Below are 26,628 nucleotides of genomic sequence, written 5' to 3' on the forward strand. Positions count from 1 at the left end.
TAAATATTTATTAACAACAAGTCTAATTTTATATTCTAAAATTTTTCTGATTTAGGCAGAATGCGTTTTCGCACTCTTTTTTAATAATTATAAAATCCAGAAACAGGGTTTTATTTTTTATAAGAAAAAACTTTATTTTAAGTTGTTTTGCAATAAAAAAAGCTGCTCCAAACAGAACAGCTTTTTCGTAAATTATTTTTCTTCGTCTAATTTCATATTGCCGCGATCTTCATGATTATCCGGATGCGAATTTGGATAGCGATTTGGTTCAATATCAGAATTTCTGTCTTTATTCTCTACCGTCTTTTTTGCATCTTCATCATTTGAAACACCACGGTTTGCATTTGGATTATCTGGATTTACATCGTCTTTAACTTTTTGAATATCTTCATTTTCATTTCTCGCCCTGTCTACAATTTCTTTATTTCCGTATTTATCTGCTGCCACTTCTTTTTTCAGGTTGGCATCATCTGCTTTTCCGTCATGTGAAATATTTTTACCTTTCGTTTTATCTATATTTTTTTGTACTCCATTTATCTTTTTAGAGCCTAAATTATTAGTTTCCATATCTTTATCACTTTGAATTTCTATATTAATATTACGAATTCTAAATTTTAAAACGAAAAGGTTTAACATAGCATTTAGTTTAAAAAGCATTTTTCATAACTTTAATGATGAACTAAAAAACAGTCTTATGAAATTTTTTAAAATCAAAACAAGCTGGTCAAATGCCGAATTTATTTTGATAAAATTATGCATGGCTTCAATCTATATTTTTATTGGAAGTTACTTTCATGATTTCTTCAAAAACTATTATATCCCGCTTTTAGTTGTATTCGGAATCACGGTAATTTGGTTTGTTTATGAATGGCTGAAAAAGATGAAAGCAAAAAACGAGTAATCGATTCTTTAGTTTTGCTTTAATACTTGCAGAACAAAGCTATCTTTGCAAAAAATAAAACATGCACCGACACTTCATTCTTTTTAAACCTTACGGCTATTTAAGTCAATTTATTTATGAATTGAAAAGAAAGAAAAAGCTTTTGGGCGAACTTCATGATTTTCCCGAAGGTACAATGGCAATTGGCCGATTAGATGAAGATTCTGAGGGTTTGCTTTTATTAACAACTGACGGAAAAGTAAGCGAGCAGATAAGAAGTAAAAAGGTCGATAAAGAATATTATGTGCAAGTTGACGGAATAATTACGCCCGAAGCAATTGAACAATTGCAAAAAGGTGTAGAAATAGGTTTTGAAGGCGGAAAATACAAAACAAAACCCTGCACTGCTTTTATCGTTACTGAAATTCCGGATTTTGGGCCGAGAGCTAAAAAAATCAGGGACGAACGACACGGCCCAACTTCCTGGGCTTCGATTACTGTAAACGAAGGGAAATTTCGCCAGGTTCGCAAAATGACCGCCGCTGTTGGTTTTCCCACATTGCGTTTAGTTCGCGTTCGAATAGGAAATGTATATTTGCAGAACTTAAAAGCCGGTGAGGTTTTAGAAGTAAACGATTTCCAAATAAACGATTAAACGAATTAACAAATAAACGATAATGCTAAACGTAGTTCTTGTAGAACCAGAAATACCAAATAATACCGGAAACATTGGAAGATTGTGCGTAGGAACTGAAAGCCGACTGCATTTAATTCATCCTTTTGGTTTTGTAATTAATGATAAAAACCTTAAACGTTCCGGCTTGGATTATTGGGTTCATCTTGATGTAACCGAATATCAAAATGTTGAAGAATGGATTGCTCAAATTCCTGATCATTCCCGTGTATTTTTGATGAGTTCACATTCTGACAAATCGTATTTAGAAAATGAATTTCAGGATGGTGACTGGTTAGTTTTCGGAAAAGAAAGCGTGGGTTTGAGTAAGGAATTTATGGCTCGATTTGAAAATCATTTAACGATTCCTATGTCTACGCTTATTCGCTCTTTTAATATTGCGAATTCTGTTGCTTTTGTTGTTGGTGAAGCTAAGAGGCAGATTGGGTTAAAGAAATAATATGAGGCCATTTATAGATTTAAATAACCTTAGCTATTCCAAAGAAACTCTGATTTATAAGACAAGAGCAAATATTCTTATTGGAATACTAATAGTGATTGTCTTATTTGTTTGGAGCATTAGTGCTTTAAAACAAAATGAATTCGCGATAGCATCGATCATTTTTTTTATTTCTGTGTTCCCGATTCATTATCTGATTAAATCCATAAAAACAATTGATGAAATTCAGTTTAGAATAAATTCTAAGGGAATCCAGTATAAAGAACAAGCTTTAGTTTCTTGGAGCAACATTGAAAATGAAAGAGTTGATATTAAACCTGGTAATCAAAGGAGCTCCTATTATTTTGTCTACCATATTATCGAACCAAATCAGATAATGCGGTTTGACATTTCAAGTCTGAGCACTAATTTTCTTGAATTACAACACACCCTCACTATACACCGAAATAGATTTAAGAGAGAAAATAATATCCAATAAAGTCTAGTTTTCTAAATCAAATTAAACATTAATTCAGCATGAATATAAATTTCAAAGAAAATCTAAAAGGCTTATTCAAATACATATTTTTAGGAATACTTTTATTAGGAGTGCTAATTTTTCGTGTTGGACTTGACGGAAATCTAATGTTTGTTGGAATAGGAATAATTATTTTATTACCCTTTGGTATTTGGTTGTTTATTCAAAATTCAAAAGATAAAAAAGCAATAGAAAATAATAAAGAAGAGATCCAGAAGCTGAAAAAATATGGAGAAAAAATAATTGTTAATCTTGAGAATATTCCAATAAAATCAAATTCATGGAAAGAAGAAGTTAGACATACATCACAGTATGAAGATGAAGTTTCTTCTGTAAATATCAACTATAATTTGATTGAACTTGAAATCCCTTACAAAGGTGATTCTATACGTTATAGTCTTCATATTGATATGGATACAACCATATTAAAAATGCATTTCGCAATAAAAAGAGAAACCACTTTATACATAGATTTAAAAGACAAGAATAAAAACTACCTTGATTTAGAATTTTTAGAAAGATAAGGATTGAAATAAATCTTGATCTTCCTGCAAGGTTTTCCAAACCTTGTAGGTATTTATTATCCATTATCAACTTCAAAACAGATACCTGCAAGGTTTTCCAAACCTTGCAGGAAACGAATCAGGTAACAATAAACTTCCCTTTTTCGGTATCAAAAATAATATGTTCATCTTTGAACAAAGCTGCAAAACTTCCGTTTGAAATTAAATGACAAGGTTCGTCCTGAACTACATTTTCTGGAGTCATGACAATCATTTCGTCGCTTAATTGTATTGCCAAATCAATATCATGCGTTGAAAACAAAATGCATTTTTGAGTTTCCTGAGTTAGTTTCTTCAGGAGTTTAAATAAGGAAACTTTATGAAGTAAATCAAGATGAGTTGTTGGTTCATCTAAAATAATCAGCGGCGTATCTTGTGCCAAAGCTCTGGCAATTAAAACCTTTTGCAATTGTCCGTCACTTATTTCGTAATGTTTTTTATGTGAAAGATGTTCGATTTGCGTCAGTTCCATAGCTTCCTGAACTTTTTCAATATCGATTTGTGTTAAAGTTCCAACCCAATTTGTGTAAGGCTGACGGCCAAGCGCAACCAATTCAAAAACAGAAAGATTACTTGGCGGTAATTTTTCGGTTAAAACCAAACTTAAGTTCTGCGCTAAATCTAAAGGATTATATGTTGAGATATTTTTATCATTCAAATATACATTCCCAGATAAAGGATGCTGAATTCCGGTAATCGTTCGCAATAAAGTCGATTTCCCTATTCCATTTGCTCCAATCAAAGAAATGAGTTTTCCAGAACTTAAATTCAAATTTAAATTCTCAGCAATAGTCACAACCGCATTTTTGGATTTATATCCAATATTTAAATTTGAAGTTTTTAAGATATCTCTCATTTTTTAAAGGTTCTGAGTTGCTGAGGTTCTAAGTTACTATGGTTTTCTTTTGCCACAGATTATAAGGATTAAAATGATTAAAAAACAATCTGTGAACATCTATTTAATTTGTAAAATCTGTGGACCAGCTGCTAAAGTTTTTTTGCCGCAGATTAAAGGATAAAAAATGATTAAAAAAATAATCTGCGAAAACCCGTTTAATCAGTAAAATCCGTGGGCTAATTAATATCTATTGAAAATTTCTTTTTCGCACTAAAAGCCAAATTACAACCGGCGCCCCAATTATAGACGTTATAGCATTTATTGGCAGCGTAACATCAAATCCCGGCATTTGCGAAACAATATCACAAAACAACATTATAATCGATCCAAAGAACAAAGTACTCCAAAACAAAATAGTATGATTACTGGTTTGAAAAGTCAGCTTTGCAATATGCGGGACCGCTAATCCAACAAAAGCAATTGGGCCTGCAAAAGCCGTTATACTTCCAGACAAAATACTGGTTGCAATAATAATTATTAATCTCGCTCTTTTAAAATTCAAACCCATACTTTTTGCGTAATTTTCGCCAAGAAGTAATGCATTTAAAGGTTTGATACTATTAGCACTTAAAAGCAGGCCAAATAACACGCAGAAACTTAAAATCCCTATAGTTGACCACGAAAAATTGCCAAGGCTTCCCATTGACCAAAATGTAAATTTCTGCAATTGTTCTGCCGTGCTGAAATAAGTCAAAACACTTACGATTGCGATCGTAAAACTCCCAAACATTAACCCCATGATTAAAATTGCCATGGTATCACGTAATCTTTGTGAAACTACTAAAACCAAAAGTAAAACCATTGTACTCCCAAACGTTGAAGCAATCACTATTCCGTAAGACGATAAAACAATTGCACTTAAAAACGAAGGTAAAAATCCCGCTCCTAAAATTACAAATGCTACACTTAAACTAGCACCAGAACTGAGCCCCAGAACATCAGGCCCGGCAAGCGGATTCCTAAATAAAGTCTGCATTAAAAGTCCGCTGATCGAAAGTCCTGTTCCCACTAAAACTGCTGTGATCGCTTTTGGCAGACGATAATTTATGATAATATATTCCCAAGTTGATTTTGTGGCATGTCCGCCTGTTAAACTTGTAAAAACATCTTTTAACGGAATCATTACAGACCCTAAACTAATGCTTGCAAAAAACATCAGCAAAAGACCAAGACTTAAAACAACAAATAAAATGGTATTTCGTTTTTTGTTTGCCAATTTAATTCAGTTTTGATGCAAAAGTAAATTCATAACTCGACATTAAATCAGGATGAAAAATTTTGATGTAATCTTTTAAAACTAAATCCGGACGGCTTGGTGCTAATTCATAATAAACCGTTCCGCCAGTCGCACCTAATTTCCCTTCAAAACTATAAACATTTTTATTTGTAAAAGCATCAAATTCACTATAATGCGGATTTGCTTTTTGCAATTCATCTAAACTTTTAAAAGAACCCGAAGCAATCCAGACATTTGCCGTTTTTGCTTTATCTAAAACTTTTTCAAAAGACAAACCTTCACTTCCCGTTCCTTTTAAATCTGCCCATAAATAATTGGCATGCGCATCTTTCATAAATTCGGCAACCCAGCTGTTTCCTTTGGCAACATACCAAACATCTTCGTACATCGAACCATATAAAACGGTTGAATTTGCTGATTTTTCTGCGACTAGTTTTTTAGCCTGATCGTAACTCTGAACGATTTTATCAAACAATTCTTTTGCTTTTTCTTCTTTACCAAATAATGCTCCGTAAAGCTTTATCCATTCTGCTTTTCCAAGTGGAGACTGCTCCATCCAGTCGGCTTGAATAAAAACATTTAAACCGCTTTTTTTCAAATTATCCAGCATCGGATTATTATTATCTACTCCAAAAGTCACAATCAAATCTGGCGATAATTCTATTAATTGTTCAATATTTAATTTTTCATTTTGTCCAACGTTTTTCACAGAACCTTTGTCAATTAAGGCTCTGGTTTTTTCAGATGAAATATAATCGGTATGCGGAAAACCAACCAATTTATTCTCTATTTCAAGCATTTCTAAAAACGGAATATTAGTTGTTGAAGTTACCACAACAGATTTTAACGGAACCTGAATTGTAGTATAAGATTGAAGACTATCCGGTACTTTTGCTCCCTTTTCTTTTAAAACATATTTGAAGTCATTATTTGCGTTAGGCCATGGATTTGAAACTGTTACGACTGAGTAAGCATCATATTTTACAATAGAAAGTCCAGATGCGTATTCGATACTATTTTTTGCAATTTCAATTTTAGCTACTTCGCTCGTTTCGTTCTTCTTACATCCGAAGAGAATAAAAAAAGAAGAAATAAAAATCAATTTAGGGAATAAATGTCTCATATTTTACGTTTTCGAAAGGAACAAAGGTAAAGCATTTTCTAAATTTTTTGTTTATCTTTATTCTTACAAAATTCAACAATTTGTATCTTTGTATCATGAATACCACAAAAATTAAAGTTTGCTCAAGCTGTGAATCTCAATTCAGCTGTGGAGATATTTCGGTTGAAAATAAATGCTGGTGTAATGATTACCCGCCTATTTTCAATCTTTCTGAAGGAGAAGACTGTCTGTGTCCCGTTTGTTTTAAAGAAGCATGCGAAGATAAAATCGATGCTTACCTTGAAACTATTACTCCTAAAAATGCCCTTAAAAATAAAGCCATATCTTTACCCAAAACAGAAAAACTAATTGAGGGAATTGACTATTATACAGAAGATGGCAATATGGTTTTTAAGGCCTGGTTTCATTTAAAACGAGGAACCTGCTGTGGAAACAAATGCCGTCATTGCCCTTATTAATTAGTTATGAGTCATAAGTGTTGAGTTATGAGTTTTAAAAATATTCTTATCACTTAACATTACAAAACTTATAACTCATAATTCATAACTCATAACCAATTAAAAAAATGATTTACTTAATTACCGGCGGGGAGCGATCAGGAAAAAGCAGTTATGCTCAAAATCTGGCTTTGCAGCTTTCCAATTCTCCAATATATGTGGCGACGGCCCGAAAATGGGATTCAGATTTTCAAAATCGAATTGATCGTCATCAACAGGAACGAGATGAACGCTGGACGAATATTGAAAAGGAAAAACATTTAAGCGAAATAAACTTTTCTGGAAAAGCCGCTTTAATTGACTGTGTAACGCTTTGGCTTACCAACTTTTTTGTAGACAATAAAAACGATGTAACCTTAAGCCTGGAAGAAGCAAAAAAAGAATTTCTTTCAATTGCCAATCAAGAAAACGCGACACTAATTATTGTAACCAACGAAATTGGAATGGGTGTTCACGCTGCAACCGAAATTGGCAGAAAATTTACTGAGCTTCAAGGCTGGATGAATCAGTTTCTCGCCTCAAATGCAGATGAAGTTGTTTTAATGGTTTCTGGAATTCCAGTCAAAATCAAAGGAGAAAATTCCAAATTTTAAATTCCAAATTCCAATCCTTGAGAGGAAATTCCAATATTAAAATTCCAAATTCCAATATCGTGAAGTATCTTTACGTAAATTCCAAAATTGATATTAATTTTTTGCATTGCAATTGACCTTGGAATTTGGAATTTAAAAAATTGGAATTTATGACTAGTTTAGACGATATATTAAAATCACGTCGCGATACCCGACATTTTACAACCGATGAAGTTCCTGATGAAGTAATTCAAAAAGCTTTACAGGCCGGACATTGGGCGCCTTCTGTTGGATTAACTGATGCAACGCGATATTATATCATTAAATCCGATGAAGTTAAATGTGCGATTAAAAACCTGTTTTTAGATTATAATAAAAAAGCCGAAGAACTTACCGATAATCCTGAGCAGAAAGAACTTTACAGATCACTAAAATTAGAAGCAATTGAAGAAGCACCAATTGGTCTTATCATTGCTTATGATCGTTCAGTTTTAAATCAATTTACGATTGGAACTATTGGCAGTAACGAAGCGGTAAAATTCAGTTCGGTTTGTGCGGCACAAAATATTTGGCTTTCGTTAACCGAACAAGGCTACGGAATGGGATGGGTTTCGATTTTAAATTATTTTCAGTTTAAAAAGATTTTAGATTTACCAGAAAATATAGAACCCCTTGGTTATTTCTGTATTGGAAAACCCGCTACAAATTATGGCAATCAACCTATGTTGCAGCAATTGCATTGGAAACAAAAATCTGAAACTGCCGACTGTAAAGAAATCAACGAAATTCATCAAATCAATATTTCTGATTTTGATTTAAAAACAGAAAATAAAATTGATAATGAAACTGATTTCGGCACACTTTTACAAGAAAAAATAGATTCTAAAACAAAACCTGTTGGTTCACTTGGAACGTTAGAAACTTTGGCTTTTCAAATGGCAACCGTTTTTGAATCTTTAAACCCTAAAATCCTAAATCCTAATATTGTTGTTTTTGCAGCAGATCACGGAATTGCGAATCATGGCGTGAGTGATTATCCGCAGGATGTGACACGTCAAATGGTAACTAATTTCCTCGAAGGCGGTGCCGCAATAAATGTCTTCTGTAAACAAAATAACATTGAATTATCGATTGTAGATTCGGGCGTAAATTATGATTTCCCAACAAATGCAAAATTGATTAATACCAAAATTGCAAAAGGAACACAATCTTTTCTTCATGCTGCCGCCATGAGCGAAACTGAATTGAATTTGTGTTTTGAAAAAGGAAAATCAATTGTAGAAAATATTGCTAAAACTGGTTCTAACTGCATTGGTTTTGGCGAAATGGGAATTGGAAATACTTCTACAGCATCCGTTTTAATGAGCCTTTTAACTGGTTTTTCAATCGAAGAATGTGTTGGAAAAGGAACCGGAATTAACGATCAAAAACTTCTTAATAAACAAAATATTCTAAAAAAAGCAATCGGGAATTATTCCGGTCAAGCCGAATTAAAACAGCAAATCGCCTACTTTGGCGGTTTTGAAATTATGCAGATGGCAAGCGGAATGTTAACGGCTTATGAAAATAAAATGCTGATTCTGGTTGATGGTTTTATTTGTTCTGTCGCATATTTAATTGCTTCTAAAATAAATCCTGATATTAAAAGAAATGCTGTTTTCTGTCATTGCTCTGCCGAAAAAGCACATCAAAAATTATTAGATTATCTTGGCGCTAAACCTATTTTAAATTTAGATTTGCGTCTTGGCGAAGGAACGGGTTGTGCAATTGCTTTTCCTATTTTAAAATCGGCTGAGGCTTTTTTAAATGAAATGGCTAGTTTTGAAAGTGCTGGAGTTAGTAGGAAATAGTTTTCAATTTTGATTTACAGTTTATATCTTTGAATCATAAATTGAAATTATTTTAAAAAATCATACATGCCTTTTACTAAAGTTTATATTCATTGCGTTTGGAGCACTAAAAACAGATTCCCATTTTTAAATTCGATTGATCTTCGCCAAAAAATTTGGCATCACATAAAAGAAAATGCATTAAAAAAAGAAATATATCTTGATTATATTAGTGGATATTCTGATCATTGTCATTGTTTGATTTCACTTGGAAATAATCAAACAATTCAGAAAACAATTCAATTATTAAAAGGTGAATCCTCTTATTGGATTAATAAAAATCAACTAACAAAAGAAAAATTTGAATGGCAGGATGAATATTTTGCGGTATCGGTATCAGAATCTATTGTTGGCAAAGTGAGAGATTATATTATAAATCAAGAAAAACATCATAAAAAGAAAACATTTCAAGAGGAATATGACGAATTTATAGCCAAATTTGGATTTAAAATATCTTGATGAAATTTGGTTAAAGCCTTTCATATATGGCATTTTGAGAACTCAAGATAAATCTGAAGGCAATTAAACATTTTTTTTTCAAATATTTTTCAACAAAGAAATCATTTAAAAAAAATCAATTGCCAACGTCTTTAGATGTTGGTGAAAATTATGATACCTAAAAAGGCTTTAGCCAAATAAATTTGTAAAGAATTTTTATTTTAAAATATCTTAATGGAATTTGGCTAAAGCCCTGAATGTGTCATTTCTTTTTAACCTCCAGATAAATCTGGAGGCAATTAAATTTAATTTTTATTTTAAAAAGATTTTATGCAAAATCATTCACGATAAATTAAAACACAAAAATCAATTGCCAACATCTTTAGATGTTGGGATAAAATAATTGCCTCTCAAAAGGCTTTAGCCAAATACCACAATCTAAATGAAAAAAGAACTACACATTTTCTTCACCTGTTTAATGTTCTACACCAGAATTCCTTGTCCAAAAAACATCACTCACGATCCAGATTATTTAAACAAAGCAACAAGATATTTTCCTTTCATTGGCTGGATTGTTGGCTCAATCTCATTTCTGGGTTTTTATATTTTTTCCCTTTTTCTTTCAACAGAAACAGCTGTAATTTTTGCAATAATAATTTCGGTATTAACAACAGGTGCATTTCATGAAGATGGATTTGCAGATGTCTGCGACGGATTTGGCGGCGGCTGGACTAAAGAAAAAATCCTGATGATTATGAAAGACAGCGCGATTGGTGCTTATGGAGCAATTGGATTAGTTTTACTTTTTCTGGCGAAATTCAAACTGCTTTCAGAATCCATTTCACTTTTCACTAATAACATTTTACTGATTTATCTTTTATTTATTTCGGCACATTCTTTAAGTCGTTTGGCGGCTATCAGCATTATTTTTACACATCAATATTCTCGTGATGATGCTTCGAGCAAAAGCAAACCAATTGCCAAACAGCATAGCTGGAAAGAAGTTTTTGGATCTTTTTTCTTTGGGTTAATTCCGTTATTGGCACTCTCCTATTTCAATTATAAAGTTCTTTTAGCTTTAATTCCTGTTTTTATAACCCGATATTTTCTCGCTCGATATTTCCAAAAATGGATTGACGGTTATACGGGAGATTGTCTTGGCGCAACACAGCAAGTGTGCGAAGTAATTTATTATTTAAGTATTCTTTTTATATGGAAATTTATTTAGTTCGCCACACCGAAACTATCTGCGAAAAAGGAATTTGTTACGGACAATCTGATGTAAATATTGCGGAACCTTTTGATGAAATTTTTAACCGAATTGTTTCAGAATTACCTGCCGAAGCCATTATTTTTTCAAGTCCGTTAAAACGCTGTTCTATTTTAGCAAAACACATTCAGCAAAATATAAAAACAATTTCTTATCAGGAAGACGAGCGTTTAAAAGAAATGAATTTTGGCGACTGGGAATTGAAAAACTGGAACGAAATTCCGCCAGAACAATTAAATCCATGGATGGAAGATTTTGTAAACATTCAAGTTTTAAATGGTGAATCATTTGTAGAATTACATCAAAGAGTTGGTGATTTTTTAGCAGAACAAATTTCGTCAAAAACTCAGCAGCCGGTAATTATTGTAGCTCATGCCGGAATTATCAGAAGCATATTATGCCATCAAACTTCACTGCCATTAAAAGAGGCTTTTCAAAATAAAGTTGATTTTGGGCAAGTTATAAAAATTACATTTTAATTTAGTTTTGTTTAGTATTTAATTGAAATAGTAAAACAAATTTGAATATTCAATAATTTTAACTTTATCTTTGCAGCAAATTAAGGTTGTGTTTTTATAAAACACATTAAAAGGGAATCAAGTAAAATCTTGAGCTGTTCCCGCAACTGTAAGCTTAGTTCTAAAAAGAATGCTTGTTGTAAACTACAAAACCACTGCTCGCCCCGGCGAATGGGAAGGTAAACAACAAGACGCAAGCCAGGAGACCTGCCTTTGTAACAAATATCGAGCTCTCGGGAAAAAGAGTGTAGAAATTATGACTTTAAGAATACGTTTTGCTTTTTCACTTTTAATGTTGTGCCAATTTATTTCGGCGCAGAGCGATTCTATTAAATTAAAAGAAGTTATAGTTTCTGATGCCAATCTTAAAAAATACTCCAATTCACAATCGGTTTTAAAGCTTAATGATTCGATTATCAATAAAAATGAAGCTTTACTAACTGATCTTTTAAATTTTAATTCAACTATTTATTTTAAGGAATACGGACGCGGAATGCTTTCTACGGTTTCTTTTCGTGGAACTACATCTTCTCAAACCGCTGTTATCTGGAACGGAATCAATATTAATTCGCAAATGAACGGAAGCACCGATTTCAATACAATTTCGGGTTCTGATTATAATTCAATAAGCGTAAAAGCCGGTGGCGGAAGCGTTATTTACGGGAGCGGTGCGATTGGCGGAACGGTGCATTTAAATAACGATCTGGCATTTTATAATCGTTTTGAGAATAATTTAAAACTAGATTACGGAAGTTTCAATACTATTGGAATAAATTATAAAACCAATATTTCTAACGAAAAATGGAGCGCGCAAATTGGCTTTTCTAAAAACAGTTCTACAAACGATTATAAGTATTTAAACCGTTACACCTGGCGAGGCGAACAGCGCTGGAACCAAAACGGTCAATATGATATTATAACCATGAGCGCTAATGCTGGTTATAAAATCGACTCAAAAAACACCTTAAAACTTTATAGTCAGTTTTCAAATACAGACAGAAATACTTCTTTAGTTGTAGAAACTGATACAAAAAGTAAATATGTAAATGGTTTCAATCGGAGTTTATTAGAGTACGACGGTGATTTTGGAAAATTTAAAACTAATTTTAAAACGGCGTATATCTTTGAAAACTATCAGTATTTTGCTGATAATTCGAGCAATATTTACACTTACGGAAAAACGGAAAGTTTAATTACAAAACTTGATTTAGGATATACTTTATTCAAATCAACTCAAATAAATGGAATTTTAGATTATAACAGAACTAAAGGTTACGGAAGCAGTTTTGGCGATCACGTTCGCGAAATCAGTTCAGCGGGAGTATTGATCAAACAAGATTTTTCTGAAGCCTGGAAAAATGAGCTTGGTATCCGAAAAGAGTTTACAGACAACTACAAATCTCCGGTTTTATTCTCTTTAGGCTCTTCGTATCAGTTTAGTAAATTGTATAATTTCAAACTGAATATATCCCGAAATTTCAGAATTCCAACGTATAATGATTTGTATTGGGAAGAAGGCGGAAATCCGGATTTAAAACCTGAAAGTTCGTATCAGGCAGAAATTGGAAACGTGTTTACTTTCAAAAATATTTCGCTTACGCAGAATTTCTACTATATCAAAATTAAAGATTTACTGCAATGGGTTCCGGGCAAAAACGGCATTTGGAGTCCTACTAATAAAGACAATGTTAATAGTTACGGTGCAGAAACTTTATTAAACTGGAAAAAACAATATGGTAAAAATAACTTCAGTGCCAATGCTTCTTATGCTTATACAGCTTCAAAAGATGAAGCCACTAAAAAGCAGCTTTTCTTTGTCCCTTATAATAAAGTAACGGCTTCTGTTGCTTATTCACGAAACAGAATTTCTGCTTATTACCAATTTTTATACAACGGTTTTGTTTACACAAGAGCCGATAATAATCCGGACGAAATTATAAACGATTATAACATTTCAAATCTTGGGATCGATTATGATTTTAAATTCCTAGACTCTTTCAAACTTGGTTTTCAGGTTTTAAACATTTTCAATAAAAATTATGAAAGTCTGGAAGACAGACCAATGCCGGGTCGAAATTTCAATATGTATTTAACTCTAAAATTTTAATAATTATGAAACTTAGTAAATTACTTTTAATAGCGTTTAGCGTTTCGTTATTCGTTTCTTGTTCAAGTGATGACGATAATGACCAGGTAGAATATAAAAACGGATTCCTTATTTTAAATGAAGGAAGCGCAGGACAAGGAAGTGTTTCTTTTTCAAGCAATGATTTCAACGTTTTTGAAAAAGACACTTACACTGCTGCAAACGGATCGGATTTACTTGGAAAATATGCTCAAAATATCTTTTTTGACGGAGACAGGGCTTATATTATTGCAGGTGGTTCAAATGTTATAAATGTGGTAAACAAATACACATTTAAATTGATTGCTAAAATCGATACTGGACTTGCAAATCCAAGATATGGTGTTGTAAAAGATGGTAAAGCTTATGTTACCAATGCAAATACTTATTTCTCTGCAAGTAATCCAAACGGAAATACTGATGATTATGTTGCTGTAATCAATTTAGCTACAAATACATATGAGTCTAAAATTAATCTAAACGCAACAGCTGACAGACTTATTTTAGAAGATGGTAAACTGTATATTACAGAACAATACAACAGTGATAAACTATTAATAGTAAATACAATCACAAAAGCTTTAGAAACACCAATCGTTATTGGTTCTGGCGCAGATTCTTTAGAAGAGGAAAATGGTATTATATATATTTTAAGAAAACCATATGGAGAAATCAGTGAAATAGTAAAAGTTAAGATCTCTGACAAAACAACTACTAAACTTACATTTCCGGAATCTTTAGATAGTGCAGGTTTTTTAGACATTTCTGACAACAAAATATATTATACTGTTGGCAGTTCAGTTTATTCTATAAACACTTCTGCAACTGTAATTTCTTCTTCTGCAATATTTACAGCTTCTTCAGTTGCTAATCTATACGGATTTGCTGTTAATGATAATAAAATTTATTTAGCGGATAGTGGAGATTATAAGGCAGATAGTAAAGCTTACATCTATAATTTGACTGGAGCGTTACAAAAAGAATTAACTGTTGGTGTAGCACCAAACGGCTTTTACTTTAATTAATTCACTAAAAGAAAAACCTAATATAAATACATCAAACCAATTAAATGAAAAAAATTTATTTATTACTTCTTATTACATCCATAGTTTTTATTTCATGCAGCAAAGATGATTCTTCTTCAGAAACAGCATCATTAACACAAGAAAAAATTGAAACTTTTAACTTTTCATCTTATTCCAAAATGGATGAAAAAATAGATGAAATTTCTCTAATTAAAGAGCAAATGGAAACAGCAACAGTAGATAAATATACTCAAATTAGTGATAAAAACACTTCTAGAAATACAATTTCAGAGGGTTTAAAAGTCTACCATACTGACCGAATAAATAATATATATAGTTTAAGAAAGAAACTAAATTTCACTAGCATTCAAAGCATTGCAGATGAAATTAATTCTCTAGTAATAATAAATCCAATCAAATCGAATGAATTATTTGAAACTTACAAGAATTTACTAACAAAAAATGAACTTCAAGTCAAAACCATTTTTGAAAATAGAACAGCAAATGTTATTAACACAAAAGGAGAAGTTTTGATTAATGGCAAAATTGAAGATTTCAAAATCAATATTTCAAAAAATGGTAAATATATAGGCGATGAAAGTGTCAAAACTGGTGTAGCTGCATATTCAACTAATATGGGTTTGAGAGTTGACTATTCAACAGGAAGAGAAAAACATAAGGATGATTTTGGAAAAACTTTTTTTAGATATTTTACTGAATTTAATGCGTATTTATTAGATACTAAAACAGGGCAATACATCCCTTATCCTGTGGATTTTATTATAATCAGTAATTCGTACGCTGGTTTTTCACAAACTGGAAGTAACCCATTAAGTGACTTTGCATTTACAATGGAATATCCTTCAGGCAAAGGAACTACAGTACGAAATACTGGTGGGCAAAAATGGACAGCATACCAAACAGAAGGTGGCTATATTAATGCACTCTTTAGAACAAAAATTGCACCTTTTTTAACAGCAAGTTGCGATTTTAAATATACTCGATAATTCACAATAAGAAAAAAGCTTGGTTATACAACTTAAGGAGTCTCACAAAAGAATTAACTGTTGGAGTAGGTCCAAACGGTTTTTACTTTAATAATTAATTTATTTTTGAATTAGTTTTTATTTGTTTTTGGCAAAAAAAAGGCTTTCATTTCTGAAAGCCTTTTTTTTATTTCTGTCTATTATATTTTTAAAACCCTTTTAGATCATTTTACAAATACATTTCATTTCGTAATCCATTGATTTTTTTAGAATCGCTTATATATGGTAAAACTGCGTTATGATCTGTTTGGATTTTCTTAGCAGCAGAACCTGTAATTTTAGAGATTGCCAAATTCAGCAATGGCTCAGAAGGATCGCCTAAAACACCATAATTATTAATATACTCATACTGAACATACGTTGGAACCAAACCTCCTGTATAATCTCCAAAATCTGCAGCATTAGAAATTTTAAATACTAAAGGCTGCATCGCATATTTATGATTTGGGTTTACATTTATTTTATCAAAACTTTTTGAATCATATAGAGTTATAGATCCAACATTTTTACCAATAGTGGTTTCGCCAATTTGAACAACGTTGATGTATGGTTTTAATCCATTTATAACCAATTCACTTGCAGATGCCGTATTTGAAGTTGTCAAAACATAAACCGTGGCCATATTTAAACTATTTACAGAATTACCGCCAAAATTAGTAACAAATCTTTCATTAAACTCCTCTAATCTTTCGGCGCTCAAACCAGCCATTAGTTTAAAATTATATTGTCTTTTCGAAAATATTTCGCCGTCAAACTGTCCCGTAATCATACTTGCTAAACGTGTTGCAGTACGTACAGAACCTCCTCCGTTATATCTTAAATCTAAAATAAAATCTGTAACACCCTGCCCTTTTAATTCTCCAAATGCTTCATTTAATTGACCATCATACTCCTGATAAAAACCGTTATACATTAAATAACCTATTTTATGACTGCCTGAAGTAATTACTTTATTAATTAAAATTGGATTTTCTTCTAAAGTTGTTTTAGTTAAAGAAAGTGATTTTCCATTCAAAACAAAAGAAGAGCCATTAGAGCTGGCAAAATTTAAAGTATAAGTATCAGGCCCTAATAATAACGACTGGTAATTTGAAACGGTTAATTTAGTTCCGTTTACAGCTGTAAATAAATCCCCTCTTTTGATATCTTTACCAGAAGCATCAGAACCTGGAATAATATAACGAACATAACCTACTAAATCATTAGATCCTTCGGCAACTCTGGTCAGTTTAAAATCAACACCATTATTTTTAGTGATCCCATTAAGTTCTTGTTCTAAAACGGTATAATCTTCTACAATCCAGCTGAAACGATCAATAGCATTACTGGGATATTTACTTACCGGTTTATTTAATAAATCCTGAAATAAGTCTTCAGGAGCCGAATATCCGGCTAAAAAAGAATTTAATTCACTTTTTGTACCAAAACGATCATCGGCTAAATTAGGCACATCTGCCTGCCATAAATAGTACGTATTTAATCCTCTCCAAACAAAATCGTTTACCTGTAACTCCGCAGGAGCTCTAACATCATCCTCATCTTCACAAGATTGCAGGGCAAATGTTAATACAAATAAAAATAGTATTGACTTTAAAATTGGTTTCATAGAAATTAGGTTTCGGTGTATTGGTATTCTATTAACGTAAAAATACTACCTTTAGTTTTAAGTAGTATTCTTTTTACCTAAAAAAATTTTACATTATTCCTGTAACAAAAATAATTGTGGCTCGTCTTGACTATATAAGCTAACGAATAACCTTTTAATTTATGAACCAGAATGTGTTTATAGAATTAGTTAATCCTTTTAAAGACAAAGTTTTTCGTCTGGCAAAACGATTGCTTACCAGTACCGAAGAAGCCGAAGATGCTACTCAGGAAGTAATGGTAAAATTATGGAATAAAAAAGAGAATCTGGACACTTACAATAATGTTGAAGCACTGGCGATGACGATGACAAAAAATTATTGTTTAGATCAGTTAAAATCTAAAAGAGCCGGAAACCTCCAGATTGTGCATAATAATTTTACAGATCGTGAGCCGCAGTTAGACCGGAAATTAGAGGATGCTGATAGTTTAGAATGGGTTGGAAAAATTATAAATCAGCTGCCGGAACAGCTTCAAATATTAATTCAGTTACGGGATGTTGAACAATATGAATTTGAAGAAATTGCAAAAATCGTTAACATGAACGAAACAGCAATTCGGGTAGCGCTTTCGAGAGCGAGAAAAAAAATAAGAGAATCAATGGTAAATGCACACAGTTATGGAATTAGATAAAATAGAAAATATATTAGAAAAATACTTTCAGGGAGAAACCTCTATTGCCGAAGAAAATCAATTAAAAGAATATTTTTCTTCATCAAATGTTGCGCAGCATTTGGAGCAGTACAAACCAATTTTTGGTTATTTCTCTCAGGTAAAACAACAAAAATCAACGCAGGAGATCCCACTAAAAACTAATAAACGAAAAGTGGCGTGGTTATCGATTGCAGCTTCGGTTGTTGTTTTACTAGGAATTGGAACCTATTATTTTGCAGGCGAAAAAACAACTCCGGTTGTCGCGCAGTCAGAATTAGGAACCTACGACGATCCTGAAGAAGCCCTTGCAGCAACGCAAAAAGCTTTGGCTCTATTGTCAAACAATGTTAATGTAGGTATTGAAAGTGTACAATACATTGGCGAATATGAACAATCAAAAAACAAAATTTTTAAACAGTAATTAAACACAAAAATAAAATGAAAAATTTCATCATAACACTAGTTTTCGCATTCGTTACACAAGCTTTTTATGCTCAAAGTGCCTTTGACAAATATGACGGTCAGGACGATGTAACATCAGTAATTGTAAACAAAAAAATGTTTGATTTAATGAGTAAAGTAAAAGTTGATGCTTCTGACAAAGAAACACAGCAATACATTAATCTGATTAAAAAATTAGACTACTTAAAAGTGTTTACAACAAAGAACCCTAAAATCGAAGCAGACATGAAAGCTTCTGCCGACAAATATGTAAAATCTGCCGGTTTAGAAGAATTAATGCGAGTAAATGACAGCGGAAGAAACGTAAAAATATTAGTAAAATCTGGCGCTACAGATACGCAGGTAAAAGAATTACTAATGTTTATTGACGGTGCAAAAAGCGAAGAATCTGTTTTGTTATCACTTACAGGTAATTTCGATTTAAATGAAATCTCAGTGCTTACAGACAAAATGCAGCTTCCTGGTGGAACTGATTTGAAAAAAGCTTCTAAAGGCAAAAAATAATTATGAAAATCAGCGTTTTTACCACAGCCATTTTAGCATTACTAACTTTTGTAAGTTGTAATTCTGAGCCTTCACTGCAAAAGTATTTTGTCGAAAACACAGATAAAAAAGACTTTATTGCACTCGATGTTTCGTCTACTATTTTAAACCTCGACAATACTAAATTGTCTGCAGAGCAAAAAGAAGCGATAAATTCATTCGACAAAATGAACATATTAGCCTTTAAAGCAAATGATAAAAATCAGGTGCAATTTGAAGCAGAACGAAATAAAGTTAAGGCAATATTAAAAGACCCAAAATATCAGGAATTAATGAAAGTTGGTTCCGGTAAAGACGGTGCATCAATTAGTTATGTCGGCTCTGATGAAAACATCAAAGAATTCATAGTTTTTGCAAACCGAAAAGAAAATGGTTTTGCCGTGGTTCGCGTTTTAGGAAACAATATGAACCCAAATAACATTATGACGTTAATGTCTGTTTTGAAAGAATCAAAAATAGATATGGAACAATTGAAACCTTTACAGCAGTTGGTTAAATAAAACATCTTACTTTTAAACGAGAAAAGCTCCTTTAATGGGAGCTTTTTTTATTTTTAATCATATTGTGAATACTGGGCGTAGACGCACTGCTGTGCGCCTCTACAGAAAATTGGGATGAATATATATTTTATTCGACAAACAAATACACAAAGCATATCGTAGAGACGCACAGCAGTGCGTCTTATGCGTAAAGTATATTTCAAAACACGTGTGAATACTGGACGTAGACGCACTGCTGTGCGTCTCTACAGAAAATTGGGATGAATTATTTATTTTTTTTCAACCTGCAAATCACACAAAGCATATCGTAGAGGCGCACAGCAGTGCGTCTTATGCGCAAAGTAAAATAACCATCGTAAATACTGGACGTAGACGCACTGCTGTGCGTCTCTACAGAAAATTGGGGTGAATTATTTATTTTTTTTCAACCTGCAAATCACACAAAGCATATCATAGAGGCGCACAACAGTGCGTCTTATGCGCAAAGTAAAATAACCATCGTAAATACTGGACGTAGACGCACTGCTGTGCGTCTCTACAGAAAATTGGGATGAATTTATTTCTATTTTATTCGATCAGCAAATCACACAAAGCATATTGTAGAGACGTACAGCAGTGCGTCTTATGCGCAAAGTAAAAAACAAAAAAAAGCTCCAATTTTCATTGGAGCTTTTTTGTTATAATAGAATCTGAGCTTATTTACTCAAATACATTTTTCTTCTAGAGTACAATTCGTAGAATTGATCGTCTTTTAAGTCATCAATAAACAAGATGCTTTCTCCTGTTGATTTCATTTCCGGCCCTAATGCTTTGTTTACGTTCGGGAATTTACTGAAAGAGAAAACCGGCTGTTTGATTGCATATCCTTTTAATTGCGGATTGAAATCAAAGTCCGTTACTTTATTATGTCCTAACATTACTTTTGTAGCGTAGTTTACATAAGGCTCTCCGTAAGCTTTTGCTATAAACGGAACCGTTCTTGAAGCTCTTGGATTTGCTTCGATAATATAAACTGTATCATCTTTTATCGCAAACTGAATGTTGATTAAACCAACTGTTTTTAAAGCTCTTGCAATTTTAAAAGTATGGTCTTTTATCTGCTGCATTACGAATTCTCCTAAGTTAAAAGGAGGCAATGTTGCGTTACTATCTCCAGAGTGAACTCCGCAAGGTTCGATATGCTCCATAATTCCTATGATGTACACATTTCCGTCAGCATCACAAATCGCATCCGCTTCAGCTTCAATTGCTCCGGCTAAATAGTGATCTAAAAGCAATTTGTTTCCTGGAATTGTTTTCAATAAGTCGATTACGTGCTCTTCAAGCTCTTTTTTGTTGATTACAATTTTCATTCCCTGACCTCCTAATACATAAGAAGGACGAATTAAAAGCGGGAAATCTAAAGTATCTGCTAAATTCGAAGCTTCGTCTGCCGTTTCAGCGATTCCGAATCTTGGGAAAGGAATATGTAATTCTGTCAATAAATCGGAGAATCTTCCTCTGTCTTCGGCTAAGTCAAGTGCATCAAAACTAGTTCCGATGATTTTTACACCGTATTTAGATAATTTGTCAGCTAATTTAAGAGCAGTTTGACCTCCAAGCTGAACGATTACACCTTCTGGTTTCTCGTGTTGGATAATATCATAAATATGCTCCCAGAAAACTGGTTCGAAGTATAATTTATCCGCAGTATCAAAATCTGTCGAAACTGTTTCAGGATTACAGTTAATCATGATTGTTTCATAACCGCATTCTTTTGCTGCTAAAACTCCGTGTACACAAGAGTAATCGAACTCAATTCCCTGCCCGATTCTGTTTGGTCCGGAACCTAGAACGATAACTTTCTTTTTATCTGTCAGGATACTTTCGTTATCTACATAACGCTCTCCGTTTGCTTTTTCGATTTCTGCCTCAAAAGTGGAGTAGTAATAAGGTGTTTTTGCTTTAAACTCAGCAGCACACGTATCAACCAGTTTAAATACACGGTTAATGTTTTTCTCCATACGCAAAGAATGTACTTCACTTTCCAGACAGTTCATCATGTGAGCTAATTGTCTGTCGGCGAAACCTTTTTGTTTTGCTTCCAGTAATAATTCTTTAGGAAGGTTTGAAACTTTATAGTTTGAAATTTCTTTCTCTAAAACATAAAGTTCTTCGTATTGTTTTAAGAACCACATATCGATTCTTGTAATTTCATGAATACGGCTCAACGGAATTCCCATTGCAATAGCATCATAAATTACAAAAACTCTGTCCCAGCTTGCATACGTAAGCTTTTCGATAATCTGTTCGTAATCTTTATATCCTTTTCCGTCAGCTCCTAAACCGTTTCTTTTAATTTCTAAAGATTGGGTTGCTTTGTGAAGTGCTTCCTGGAAAGAACGTCCAATTCCCATAACCTCACCTACAGATTTCATCTGAAGACCTAAAGTTCTGTCAGATCCTTCAAATTTATCAAAGTTCCAACGTGGTATTTTTACGATTACATAATCTAAAGTTGGTTCAAAAAGAGCCGAAGTCGATTTTGTAATTTGGTTTTGTAATTCATCTAAGTTATAACCTAAAGCCAGTTTAGAAGCAATTTTAGCAATTGGGTAACCTGTTGCTTTTGATGCCAATGCTGATGAACGAGATACACGAGGGTTAATCTCGATCGCTACGATATCTTCTTTTTCGTCTGGTGAAACTGCAAATTGTACGTTACATCCTCCTGCAAAATTTCCGATACTTCTCATCATTAAGATGGCGTAATCACGTAATTTTTGGAAAGTTGTGTCTGATAATGTCATTGCCGGCGCAACGGTAATCGAATCTCCGGTATGGATTCCCATTGGGTCCATATTTTCGATAGAACAGATAATTACAACATTATCATTTTTATCTCTTAAAAGCTCCAATTCGTATTCTTTCCATCCCATTAAAGCTTTATCAATTAAAACTTCGTGAATTGGAGACGCTTCAAGTCCGCGTGTTAAAAGCTCATCAAAATCTTCTTTTTTGTAAACCACTGCTGCTCCGGTTCCTCCTAGTGTAAACGAAGGACGAATTACAAGCGGGAAACCAAATTCTTGTGCAATTTCTTTTCCTTCTAAATATGAAGTAGCTGTTTTTGCAGGTGCAGTTGGCACCTTTATTCTTTCTAAAAGCTGTTTAAACTGCTCTCTGTCTTCGGTAATATTAATGGCGTTTACATCAACCCCTATTAATCTTACTCCGAAATCCTGCCAAATTCCTTTTTCTTCAGCTTCCAGACACAAGTTTAAAGCGGTCTGCCCTCCCATTGTTGGCAAAACTGCATCAATTTGCGGATGTGCTTTTAGAATTTCAATAATCGATTTTGTAGTTAATGGTTTCAAATAAATATGATCGGCCATAGATGGGTCGGTCATAATTGTCGCTGGATTTGAGTTAATCAAGATAACTTCAATTCCTTCTTCACGAATCGAACGTGCAGATTGAGATCCCGCATAATCGAATTCGCAAGCTTGACCAATAACAATAGGTCCCGAACCTATTATTAAAACTGATTTAATTGATGTGTCTTTAGGCATTTTGTATGTATTGTGTAGTTATATAAGTATTTTAAAAAACATTCTTAGTGTACTAAAAACTAGAATGTTGAGAAAATTTTTACCGACAAGGTATAAAAAAAGGCGATACTAAAAAAGTAATCGCCTTATGTATGTTTATACAAACATTATTTTTTGTGTCTAGGCTCGCTAGATACAGTCAATTTATGTCTTCCTTTTGCTCTTCTACGCGCTAGAACTTTTCTTCCATTCGCAGAAGCCATTCTGTCCATAAATCCGTGCTTATTTCTTCTTTTTCTTTTCGATGGTTGAAATGTTCTTTTGCTCATTGCTTTGTATCTTTAAAAATGGTATCTAATTAACTCTTTCTTGGTTTTGGATATCGTTACTCAAAAACCGAGTGCAAATATACAAAGACTTTTTTTTCTGGCAAGTAGTTTTATAAAAATATTTTTAATTCCTTTTACTATCTTTGCAATCACAAATATACATCTATTATGTTTAACAAAATTATCAAACTTATTCTGGCCGGACTTCTTATTATAGCTGGCGTTTGGCAAATTGTAGATAAAGAAACCGGTAATGGTATCTTCCTTATATTATTGTCTGCAATTCCTATTTTTCTTTATTTTAAAAATGAATTTATCCTTTTAGCCTTTCTTAAATTGAGAAAACAAGACTTCGAAGGCGCTAAAAAATGGTTAGCATACATCAAAAATCCGGAAACTGCTTTAGTAAGAAAACAACAAGGATATTTTAATTACCTTCACGGTATCATGCTTTCGCAGACTAATTTAATTCAGGCTGAAAAACATTTCAAAAAAGCGATCGAACTTGGACTATCAATGGATATGGATCTTGCCGTAGCAAAATTAAACCTTGCCGGAGTTGCAATGTCACGCCGCAGAAAACTGGAAGCTACTAATTTATTAGCCGAAGCTAAAAAATTAGACAAGCAGGGAATGCTGAAAGAGCAAATCTCTATGATGAAAGAACAAATGAAGAAAATCTAAATCTTCTTTAAATTACAATATTAAAAATCCCAAATCCCAAAAAGAGTTTGGGATTTTTTTATTTTAGATTTCTGAGTTTAGATTTTAGATTTTTTTATCCCCCAAAACATACCGTTTGTCATCCTGAGCGAAGTCGAAGGACACGCAAGTAACTCTACAAAGATTCTATAACCCTACCGTTTCAACACAAAGAGACCCGACAGGTTTTTAAAACTTGTCGGGTCTGAATAACTTTACGGAGTTACTTTGCGCCCTTCGACTTCGCTCAGGGTGACAACGATAGTATAACCACACCGTTTGTCCTTGCGAGGAACGAAGCAATCTCACATAGTTTATTACCAAAGCTGCTTATTGTTAGTGCGGCTGCTTCGTTCCTCGCAATGACAAGATTGAGCGAAGATTTTGTAACCGTACAGTTTGTCATCCTGAGCGAAGTCGAAGGACTCGCAAGCAACTCTACAAAGATTGTATAACCACATAGTTTCAACACAAAGAGACCCGACAGGTTTTAAAAACCTGTCGGGTCTGACTTTTATTACGGAGTTACTTTGCGCCCTTCGACTTCGCTCAGGGTGACACTGATAGTATTAACCACACCGTTTGTCTTTGCGAGGAACGAAGCAATCTCACTTAGTATAACATAAAGATTGCTTCTTGTTAGTGCGGCTGCTTCGTTCCTCGCAATGACAAGATTGGGCGAAGATTGTGTAACCGTACAGTTTGTCATCCTGAGCGAAGTCGAAGGACTCGCAAGTAACTCTACAAAGATTGTATAACCACATAGTTTCAACACAAAGAGACCCGACAGGTTTTAAAAACCTGTCGGGTCTGATTTGTATTGCGTCTTTACTTTGCGCCCTTCGACTTCGCTCAGGGTGACACTGATAGTATTAACCACACCGTTTGTCCTTGCGAGGAACGAAGCAATCTCACATAGTTTATTACCAAAGCTGCTTATTGTTAGTGCGGCTGCTTCGTTCCTCTCAATGACAAGATTGAGCGAAGATTGTGTAACCGTACAGTTTGTCATCCTGAGCGAAGTCGAAGGACTCGCAAGCAACTCTACAAAGATTATATAACCACACCGTTTCAACACAAAGAGACCCGACAGGTTTTTAAAACCTGTCGGGTCTGATTAACTTTACGGAGCTACTTTGCGCCCTTCGACTTCGCTCAGGGTGACAAAATAATTGTGAATTATTAATTGTTAATTATTTTAGTGTCGATAAGTCTCGCATATTTTCCTGTGATTTTGCCTTTTTCGTCTATGGTGAAAAAAGTCGGGGTCCCTATTATGGCGTAGGTTTGGAAGTTTGGTCCTGCGAAACCTTTATAGTCACATAATTGTTCCTTCCACGGAAAGGCGTGATCATGGCCGTCTCCGGCATCTTTGGTCATGTCTGCGGCGACGCTTATGATTTCGTAGCCTTTGTTTTTTACGATTTCGTAATTGCCTAATAACTGGTGAATTTCGTTTTCGCAGTTGTTACAGCCCGATTCGTAAAAGAATAATAAGGTTTTTTTATTGATTATTTTTTTGCCTGCAGCGGTTTGTAAAGCGGGCGCCGAACCGCCAATTACAGGGGCATTAATTGCATTTGTTAATTGTTTGGCCGGTTTTTCAAGCCTTCCTGATTTTGCAGTATACTGGCTTATGGCTGTTACCATTTCATCTTTTCCTTCTTTGGTAAACACGGCCACGATTTTTTCTGTAAAGGCGGTATAGATTTCATTGCTTTTGATGCGTGAGAGAATTTGTTTGGTATCTGCCAGTAAAGCAGTATCCTCTTTTATTACACTTTGCTGCAAATTGACCCAGCCTTCTATGGTCTGATTCCAGAAACCACTGTTGTAAAGTGCCTGCATATCGAGTTTTTCTTTTATAAAAAGGTTAAGTTCTTTTGCTTTTTCTTCTTCGGGCTGGTTAAAAATGCTGCCTATACCCATTAAAAAACGGTATATTTCTATAAAGCGTGCGGCATATAAAGTACTTTTTGCCGTTTCGTTTCTAAGTGCCGTAAACTGACCCTGCAGGTTTTCGTTTTCCTGTTGAAAAGCAGCATGAAGAGGTTCTTCTTTTTTATATAAATTAAGACCATACTGCACAAAACCGGCTTTGTCAAGAATTGCTTTTTGCTGCTGTATTTTTTGGTTTAAAAACTCATTCTCTGGTGAGCCTGTGTATTTGGTGTTTTCAAAATTGGGCTGTTCTTCAAGGCAGGAAATTGAGAAATTTTCCTTGTTTACAATAAAATCCATACCGCCGCCATCTGTAAGGACAAAATGCGAAATACCGGCATAGCCTTTTTTTGCCTGCGGAATAACCAATACGGCTTTACCAGCCGGATCCAGTTTGCCTGTGGCAATAGTGTCTTTTTTACTGCCTCTCTCGAGCACATACACATATTGTTTTCCTCCGTAATGAGAGAAGTTAACGTTTATGGTTTGCGAATGCACAGAAGTCATTACCCCAAAAACAGCAAGGCTTCTTAAAAGTATATTTTTCATGTTTTATTTATCTGTTTTAAACAATTAATTGAAAATTTTATAA

General features: G+C 33.5%; 26 protein-coding genes and 1 riboswitch. Of the genes, 18 read left to right on the forward strand and 8 right to left on the reverse strand.

What is annotated here, in order from left to right:
• Positions 1–192 precede the first annotated feature (192 nt).
• A complete protein-coding gene (locus BUE10_RS14370) occupies positions 193–636 on the reverse strand; it encodes a hypothetical protein (RefSeq protein WP_234984746.1) in 444 nt (147 codons plus the stop codon).
• Positions 637–694: 58 nt separating this feature from the next.
• Between BUE10_RS14370 and BUE10_RS14375 the strand changes: the two genes are divergently transcribed.
• From BUE10_RS14375 to BUE10_RS14395, 4 genes are all read left to right on the forward strand, one after another.
• The gene (locus BUE10_RS14375) at positions 695–901 is read left to right on the forward strand and encodes a hypothetical protein (protein WP_073486217.1); all 207 of its coding nucleotides are present in this window, start codon (positions 695–697) and stop codon (positions 899–901) included.
• Between the two features lie 61 nt (positions 902–962).
• Positions 963–1,535 (forward strand): pseudouridine synthase, encoded by a 573-nt coding sequence (locus BUE10_RS14380; RefSeq protein WP_073486218.1) that lies wholly within the window; start codon positions 963–965, stop codon positions 1,533–1,535.
• Positions 1,536–1,557: 22 nt separating this feature from the next.
• Positions 1,558–2,013: a tRNA (cytidine(34)-2'-O)-methyltransferase gene (locus tag BUE10_RS14385; protein ID WP_073486220.1), complete on the forward strand. Its 456-nt coding sequence runs from the start codon at positions 1,558–1,560 to the stop codon at positions 2,011–2,013.
• Between the two features lie 516 nt (positions 2,014–2,529).
• Positions 2,530–3,054: a hypothetical protein gene (locus BUE10_RS14395; protein ID WP_073486224.1), complete on the forward strand. Its 525-nt coding sequence runs from the start codon at positions 2,530–2,532 to the stop codon at positions 3,052–3,054.
• 118 nt (positions 3,055–3,172) lie between these two features.
• Here BUE10_RS14395 and BUE10_RS14400 read toward each other — a convergent pair whose 3' ends face one another.
• From BUE10_RS14400 to BUE10_RS14410, 3 genes are all read right to left on the reverse strand, one after another.
• Entirely contained in the window at positions 3,173–3,949 is a 777-nt protein-coding gene (locus BUE10_RS14400; protein ID WP_073486226.1) for an ABC transporter ATP-binding protein, read from the reverse strand.
• Positions 3,950–4,178: 229 nt separating this feature from the next.
• Positions 4,179–5,207, reverse strand: coding sequence for an iron ABC transporter permease (locus tag BUE10_RS14405; protein ID WP_369826628.1), 1,029 nt, complete (start codon positions 5,205–5,207; stop codon positions 4,179–4,181).
• 1 nt (position 5,208) lies between these two features.
• On the reverse strand, positions 5,209–6,351 hold the full coding sequence (locus BUE10_RS14410) for an ABC transporter substrate-binding protein (protein ID WP_073486228.1): 1,143 nt from the start codon (positions 6,349–6,351) through the stop codon (positions 5,209–5,211).
• A 95-nt stretch (positions 6,352–6,446) separates the two neighbouring features.
• On the opposite strand from BUE10_RS14410, the gene BUE10_RS14415 reads away from it, so the two are divergent.
• The 9 genes from BUE10_RS14415 to BUE10_RS14455 all read left to right on the forward strand — a co-directional run bounded on the left by BUE10_RS14415 (position 6,447) and on the right by BUE10_RS14455 (position 15,692).
• The gene (locus BUE10_RS14415) at positions 6,447–6,809 is read left to right on the forward strand and encodes a DUF5522 domain-containing protein (RefSeq protein WP_073486230.1); all 363 of its coding nucleotides are present in this window, start codon (positions 6,447–6,449) and stop codon (positions 6,807–6,809) included.
• 107 nt (positions 6,810–6,916) lie between these two features.
• Positions 6,917–7,441, forward strand: coding sequence for a bifunctional adenosylcobinamide kinase/adenosylcobinamide-phosphate guanylyltransferase (gene cobU, locus BUE10_RS14420; protein ID WP_073486232.1), 525 nt, complete (start codon positions 6,917–6,919; stop codon positions 7,439–7,441).
• Positions 7,442–7,590: 149 nt separating this feature from the next.
• Positions 7,591–9,270, forward strand: coding sequence for a nicotinate-nucleotide--dimethylbenzimidazole phosphoribosyltransferase (gene cobT, locus BUE10_RS14425; RefSeq protein WP_073486866.1), 1,680 nt, complete (start codon positions 7,591–7,593; stop codon positions 9,268–9,270).
• Positions 9,271–9,336: 66 nt separating this feature from the next.
• Positions 9,337–9,768 carry a transposase gene (locus BUE10_RS14430; RefSeq protein WP_073486233.1) on the forward strand — a complete coding sequence of 144 codons (432 nt, stop codon included), beginning with the start codon at positions 9,337–9,339 and terminating at the stop codon, positions 9,766–9,768.
• 421 nt (positions 9,769–10,189) lie between these two features.
• Positions 10,190–10,975 (forward strand): adenosylcobinamide-GDP ribazoletransferase, encoded by a 786-nt coding sequence (locus BUE10_RS14435; RefSeq protein WP_073486234.1) that lies wholly within the window; start codon positions 10,190–10,192, stop codon positions 10,973–10,975.
• On the forward strand, positions 10,960–11,496 hold the full coding sequence (cobC, locus tag BUE10_RS14440) for an alpha-ribazole phosphatase (RefSeq protein ID WP_073486235.1): 537 nt from the start codon (positions 10,960–10,962) through the stop codon (positions 11,494–11,496). The genes BUE10_RS14435 and cobC overlap by 16 nt, the downstream gene beginning before the upstream one ends.
• 66 nt (positions 11,497–11,562) lie before the next feature.
• A riboswitch (cobalamin riboswitch) is annotated at positions 11,563–11,765 on the forward strand.
• A gap of 26 nt (positions 11,766–11,791) precedes the next feature.
• Positions 11,792–13,642 carry a TonB-dependent receptor plug domain-containing protein gene (locus tag BUE10_RS14445; protein WP_073486868.1) on the forward strand — a complete coding sequence of 617 codons (1,851 nt, stop codon included), beginning with the start codon at positions 11,792–11,794 and terminating at the stop codon, positions 13,640–13,642.
• Positions 13,643–13,647: 5 nt separating this feature from the next.
• On the forward strand, positions 13,648–14,685 hold the full coding sequence (locus BUE10_RS14450; RefSeq protein WP_073486236.1) for a hypothetical protein: 1,038 nt from the start codon (positions 13,648–13,650) through the stop codon (positions 14,683–14,685).
• Between the two features lie 44 nt (positions 14,686–14,729).
• A complete protein-coding gene (locus BUE10_RS14455) occupies positions 14,730–15,692 on the forward strand; it encodes a hypothetical protein (RefSeq protein WP_073486237.1) in 963 nt (320 codons plus the stop codon).
• A 208-nt stretch (positions 15,693–15,900) separates the two neighbouring features.
• Here BUE10_RS14455 and BUE10_RS14460 read toward each other — a convergent pair whose 3' ends face one another.
• Positions 15,901–17,337, reverse strand: a complete 1,437-nt coding sequence (locus BUE10_RS14460) for a S41 family peptidase (protein ID WP_073486239.1) — start codon at positions 17,335–17,337, stop codon at positions 15,901–15,903.
• Between the two features lie 161 nt (positions 17,338–17,498).
• Between BUE10_RS14460 and BUE10_RS14465 the strand changes: the two genes are divergently transcribed.
• Genes BUE10_RS14465 through BUE10_RS14480 form a run of 4 tightly spaced genes read left to right on the forward strand, consistent with a single transcriptional unit; the run spans position 17,499 to position 19,534 of the window.
• The gene (locus BUE10_RS14465; protein WP_053474321.1) at positions 17,499–18,008 is read left to right on the forward strand and encodes an RNA polymerase sigma factor; all 510 of its coding nucleotides are present in this window, start codon (positions 17,499–17,501) and stop codon (positions 18,006–18,008) included.
• The gene (locus BUE10_RS14470; RefSeq protein WP_073486869.1) at positions 17,995–18,450 is read left to right on the forward strand and encodes a hypothetical protein; all 456 of its coding nucleotides are present in this window, start codon (positions 17,995–17,997) and stop codon (positions 18,448–18,450) included. The genes BUE10_RS14465 and BUE10_RS14470 overlap by 14 nt, the downstream gene beginning before the upstream one ends.
• A gap of 17 nt (positions 18,451–18,467) precedes the next feature.
• Positions 18,468–18,995 (forward strand): DUF4252 domain-containing protein, encoded by a 528-nt coding sequence (locus BUE10_RS14475; protein ID WP_073486241.1) that lies wholly within the window; start codon positions 18,468–18,470, stop codon positions 18,993–18,995.
• A 2-nt stretch (positions 18,996–18,997) separates the two neighbouring features.
• Positions 18,998–19,534 carry a DUF4252 domain-containing protein gene (locus BUE10_RS14480; RefSeq protein ID WP_073486243.1) on the forward strand — a complete coding sequence of 179 codons (537 nt, stop codon included), beginning with the start codon at positions 18,998–19,000 and terminating at the stop codon, positions 19,532–19,534.
• 695 nt (positions 19,535–20,229) lie between these two features.
• Here BUE10_RS14480 and carB read toward each other — a convergent pair.
• The gene (gene carB, locus BUE10_RS14485; RefSeq protein ID WP_073486245.1) at positions 20,230–23,085 is read right to left on the reverse strand and encodes a carbamoyl-phosphate synthase large subunit; all 2,856 of its coding nucleotides are present in this window, start codon (positions 23,083–23,085) and stop codon (positions 20,230–20,232) included.
• 146 nt (positions 23,086–23,231) lie between these two features.
• Positions 23,232–23,393: a 50S ribosomal protein L34 gene (gene rpmH / locus BUE10_RS14490; RefSeq protein WP_008464848.1), complete on the reverse strand. Its 162-nt coding sequence runs from the start codon at positions 23,391–23,393 to the stop codon at positions 23,232–23,234.
• Between the two features lie 168 nt (positions 23,394–23,561).
• Between rpmH and BUE10_RS14495 the strand changes: the two genes are divergently transcribed.
• Positions 23,562–24,077 carry a hypothetical protein gene (locus BUE10_RS14495; protein WP_053474518.1) on the forward strand — a complete coding sequence of 172 codons (516 nt, stop codon included), beginning with the start codon at positions 23,562–23,564 and terminating at the stop codon, positions 24,075–24,077.
• A gap of 1,200 nt (positions 24,078–25,277) precedes the next feature.
• Here the strand turns inward: BUE10_RS14495 and BUE10_RS14510 are convergent.
• Positions 25,278–26,585: a peroxiredoxin family protein gene (locus BUE10_RS14510; RefSeq protein WP_073486251.1), complete on the reverse strand. Its 1,308-nt coding sequence runs from the start codon at positions 26,583–26,585 to the stop codon at positions 25,278–25,280.
• Between the last annotated feature and the right edge of the window lie 43 nt (positions 26,586–26,628).

The organism is Flavobacterium sp. CF108 (assembly GCF_900129795.1).
Classification (GTDB): domain Bacteria; phylum Bacteroidota; class Bacteroidia; order Flavobacteriales; family Flavobacteriaceae; genus Flavobacterium.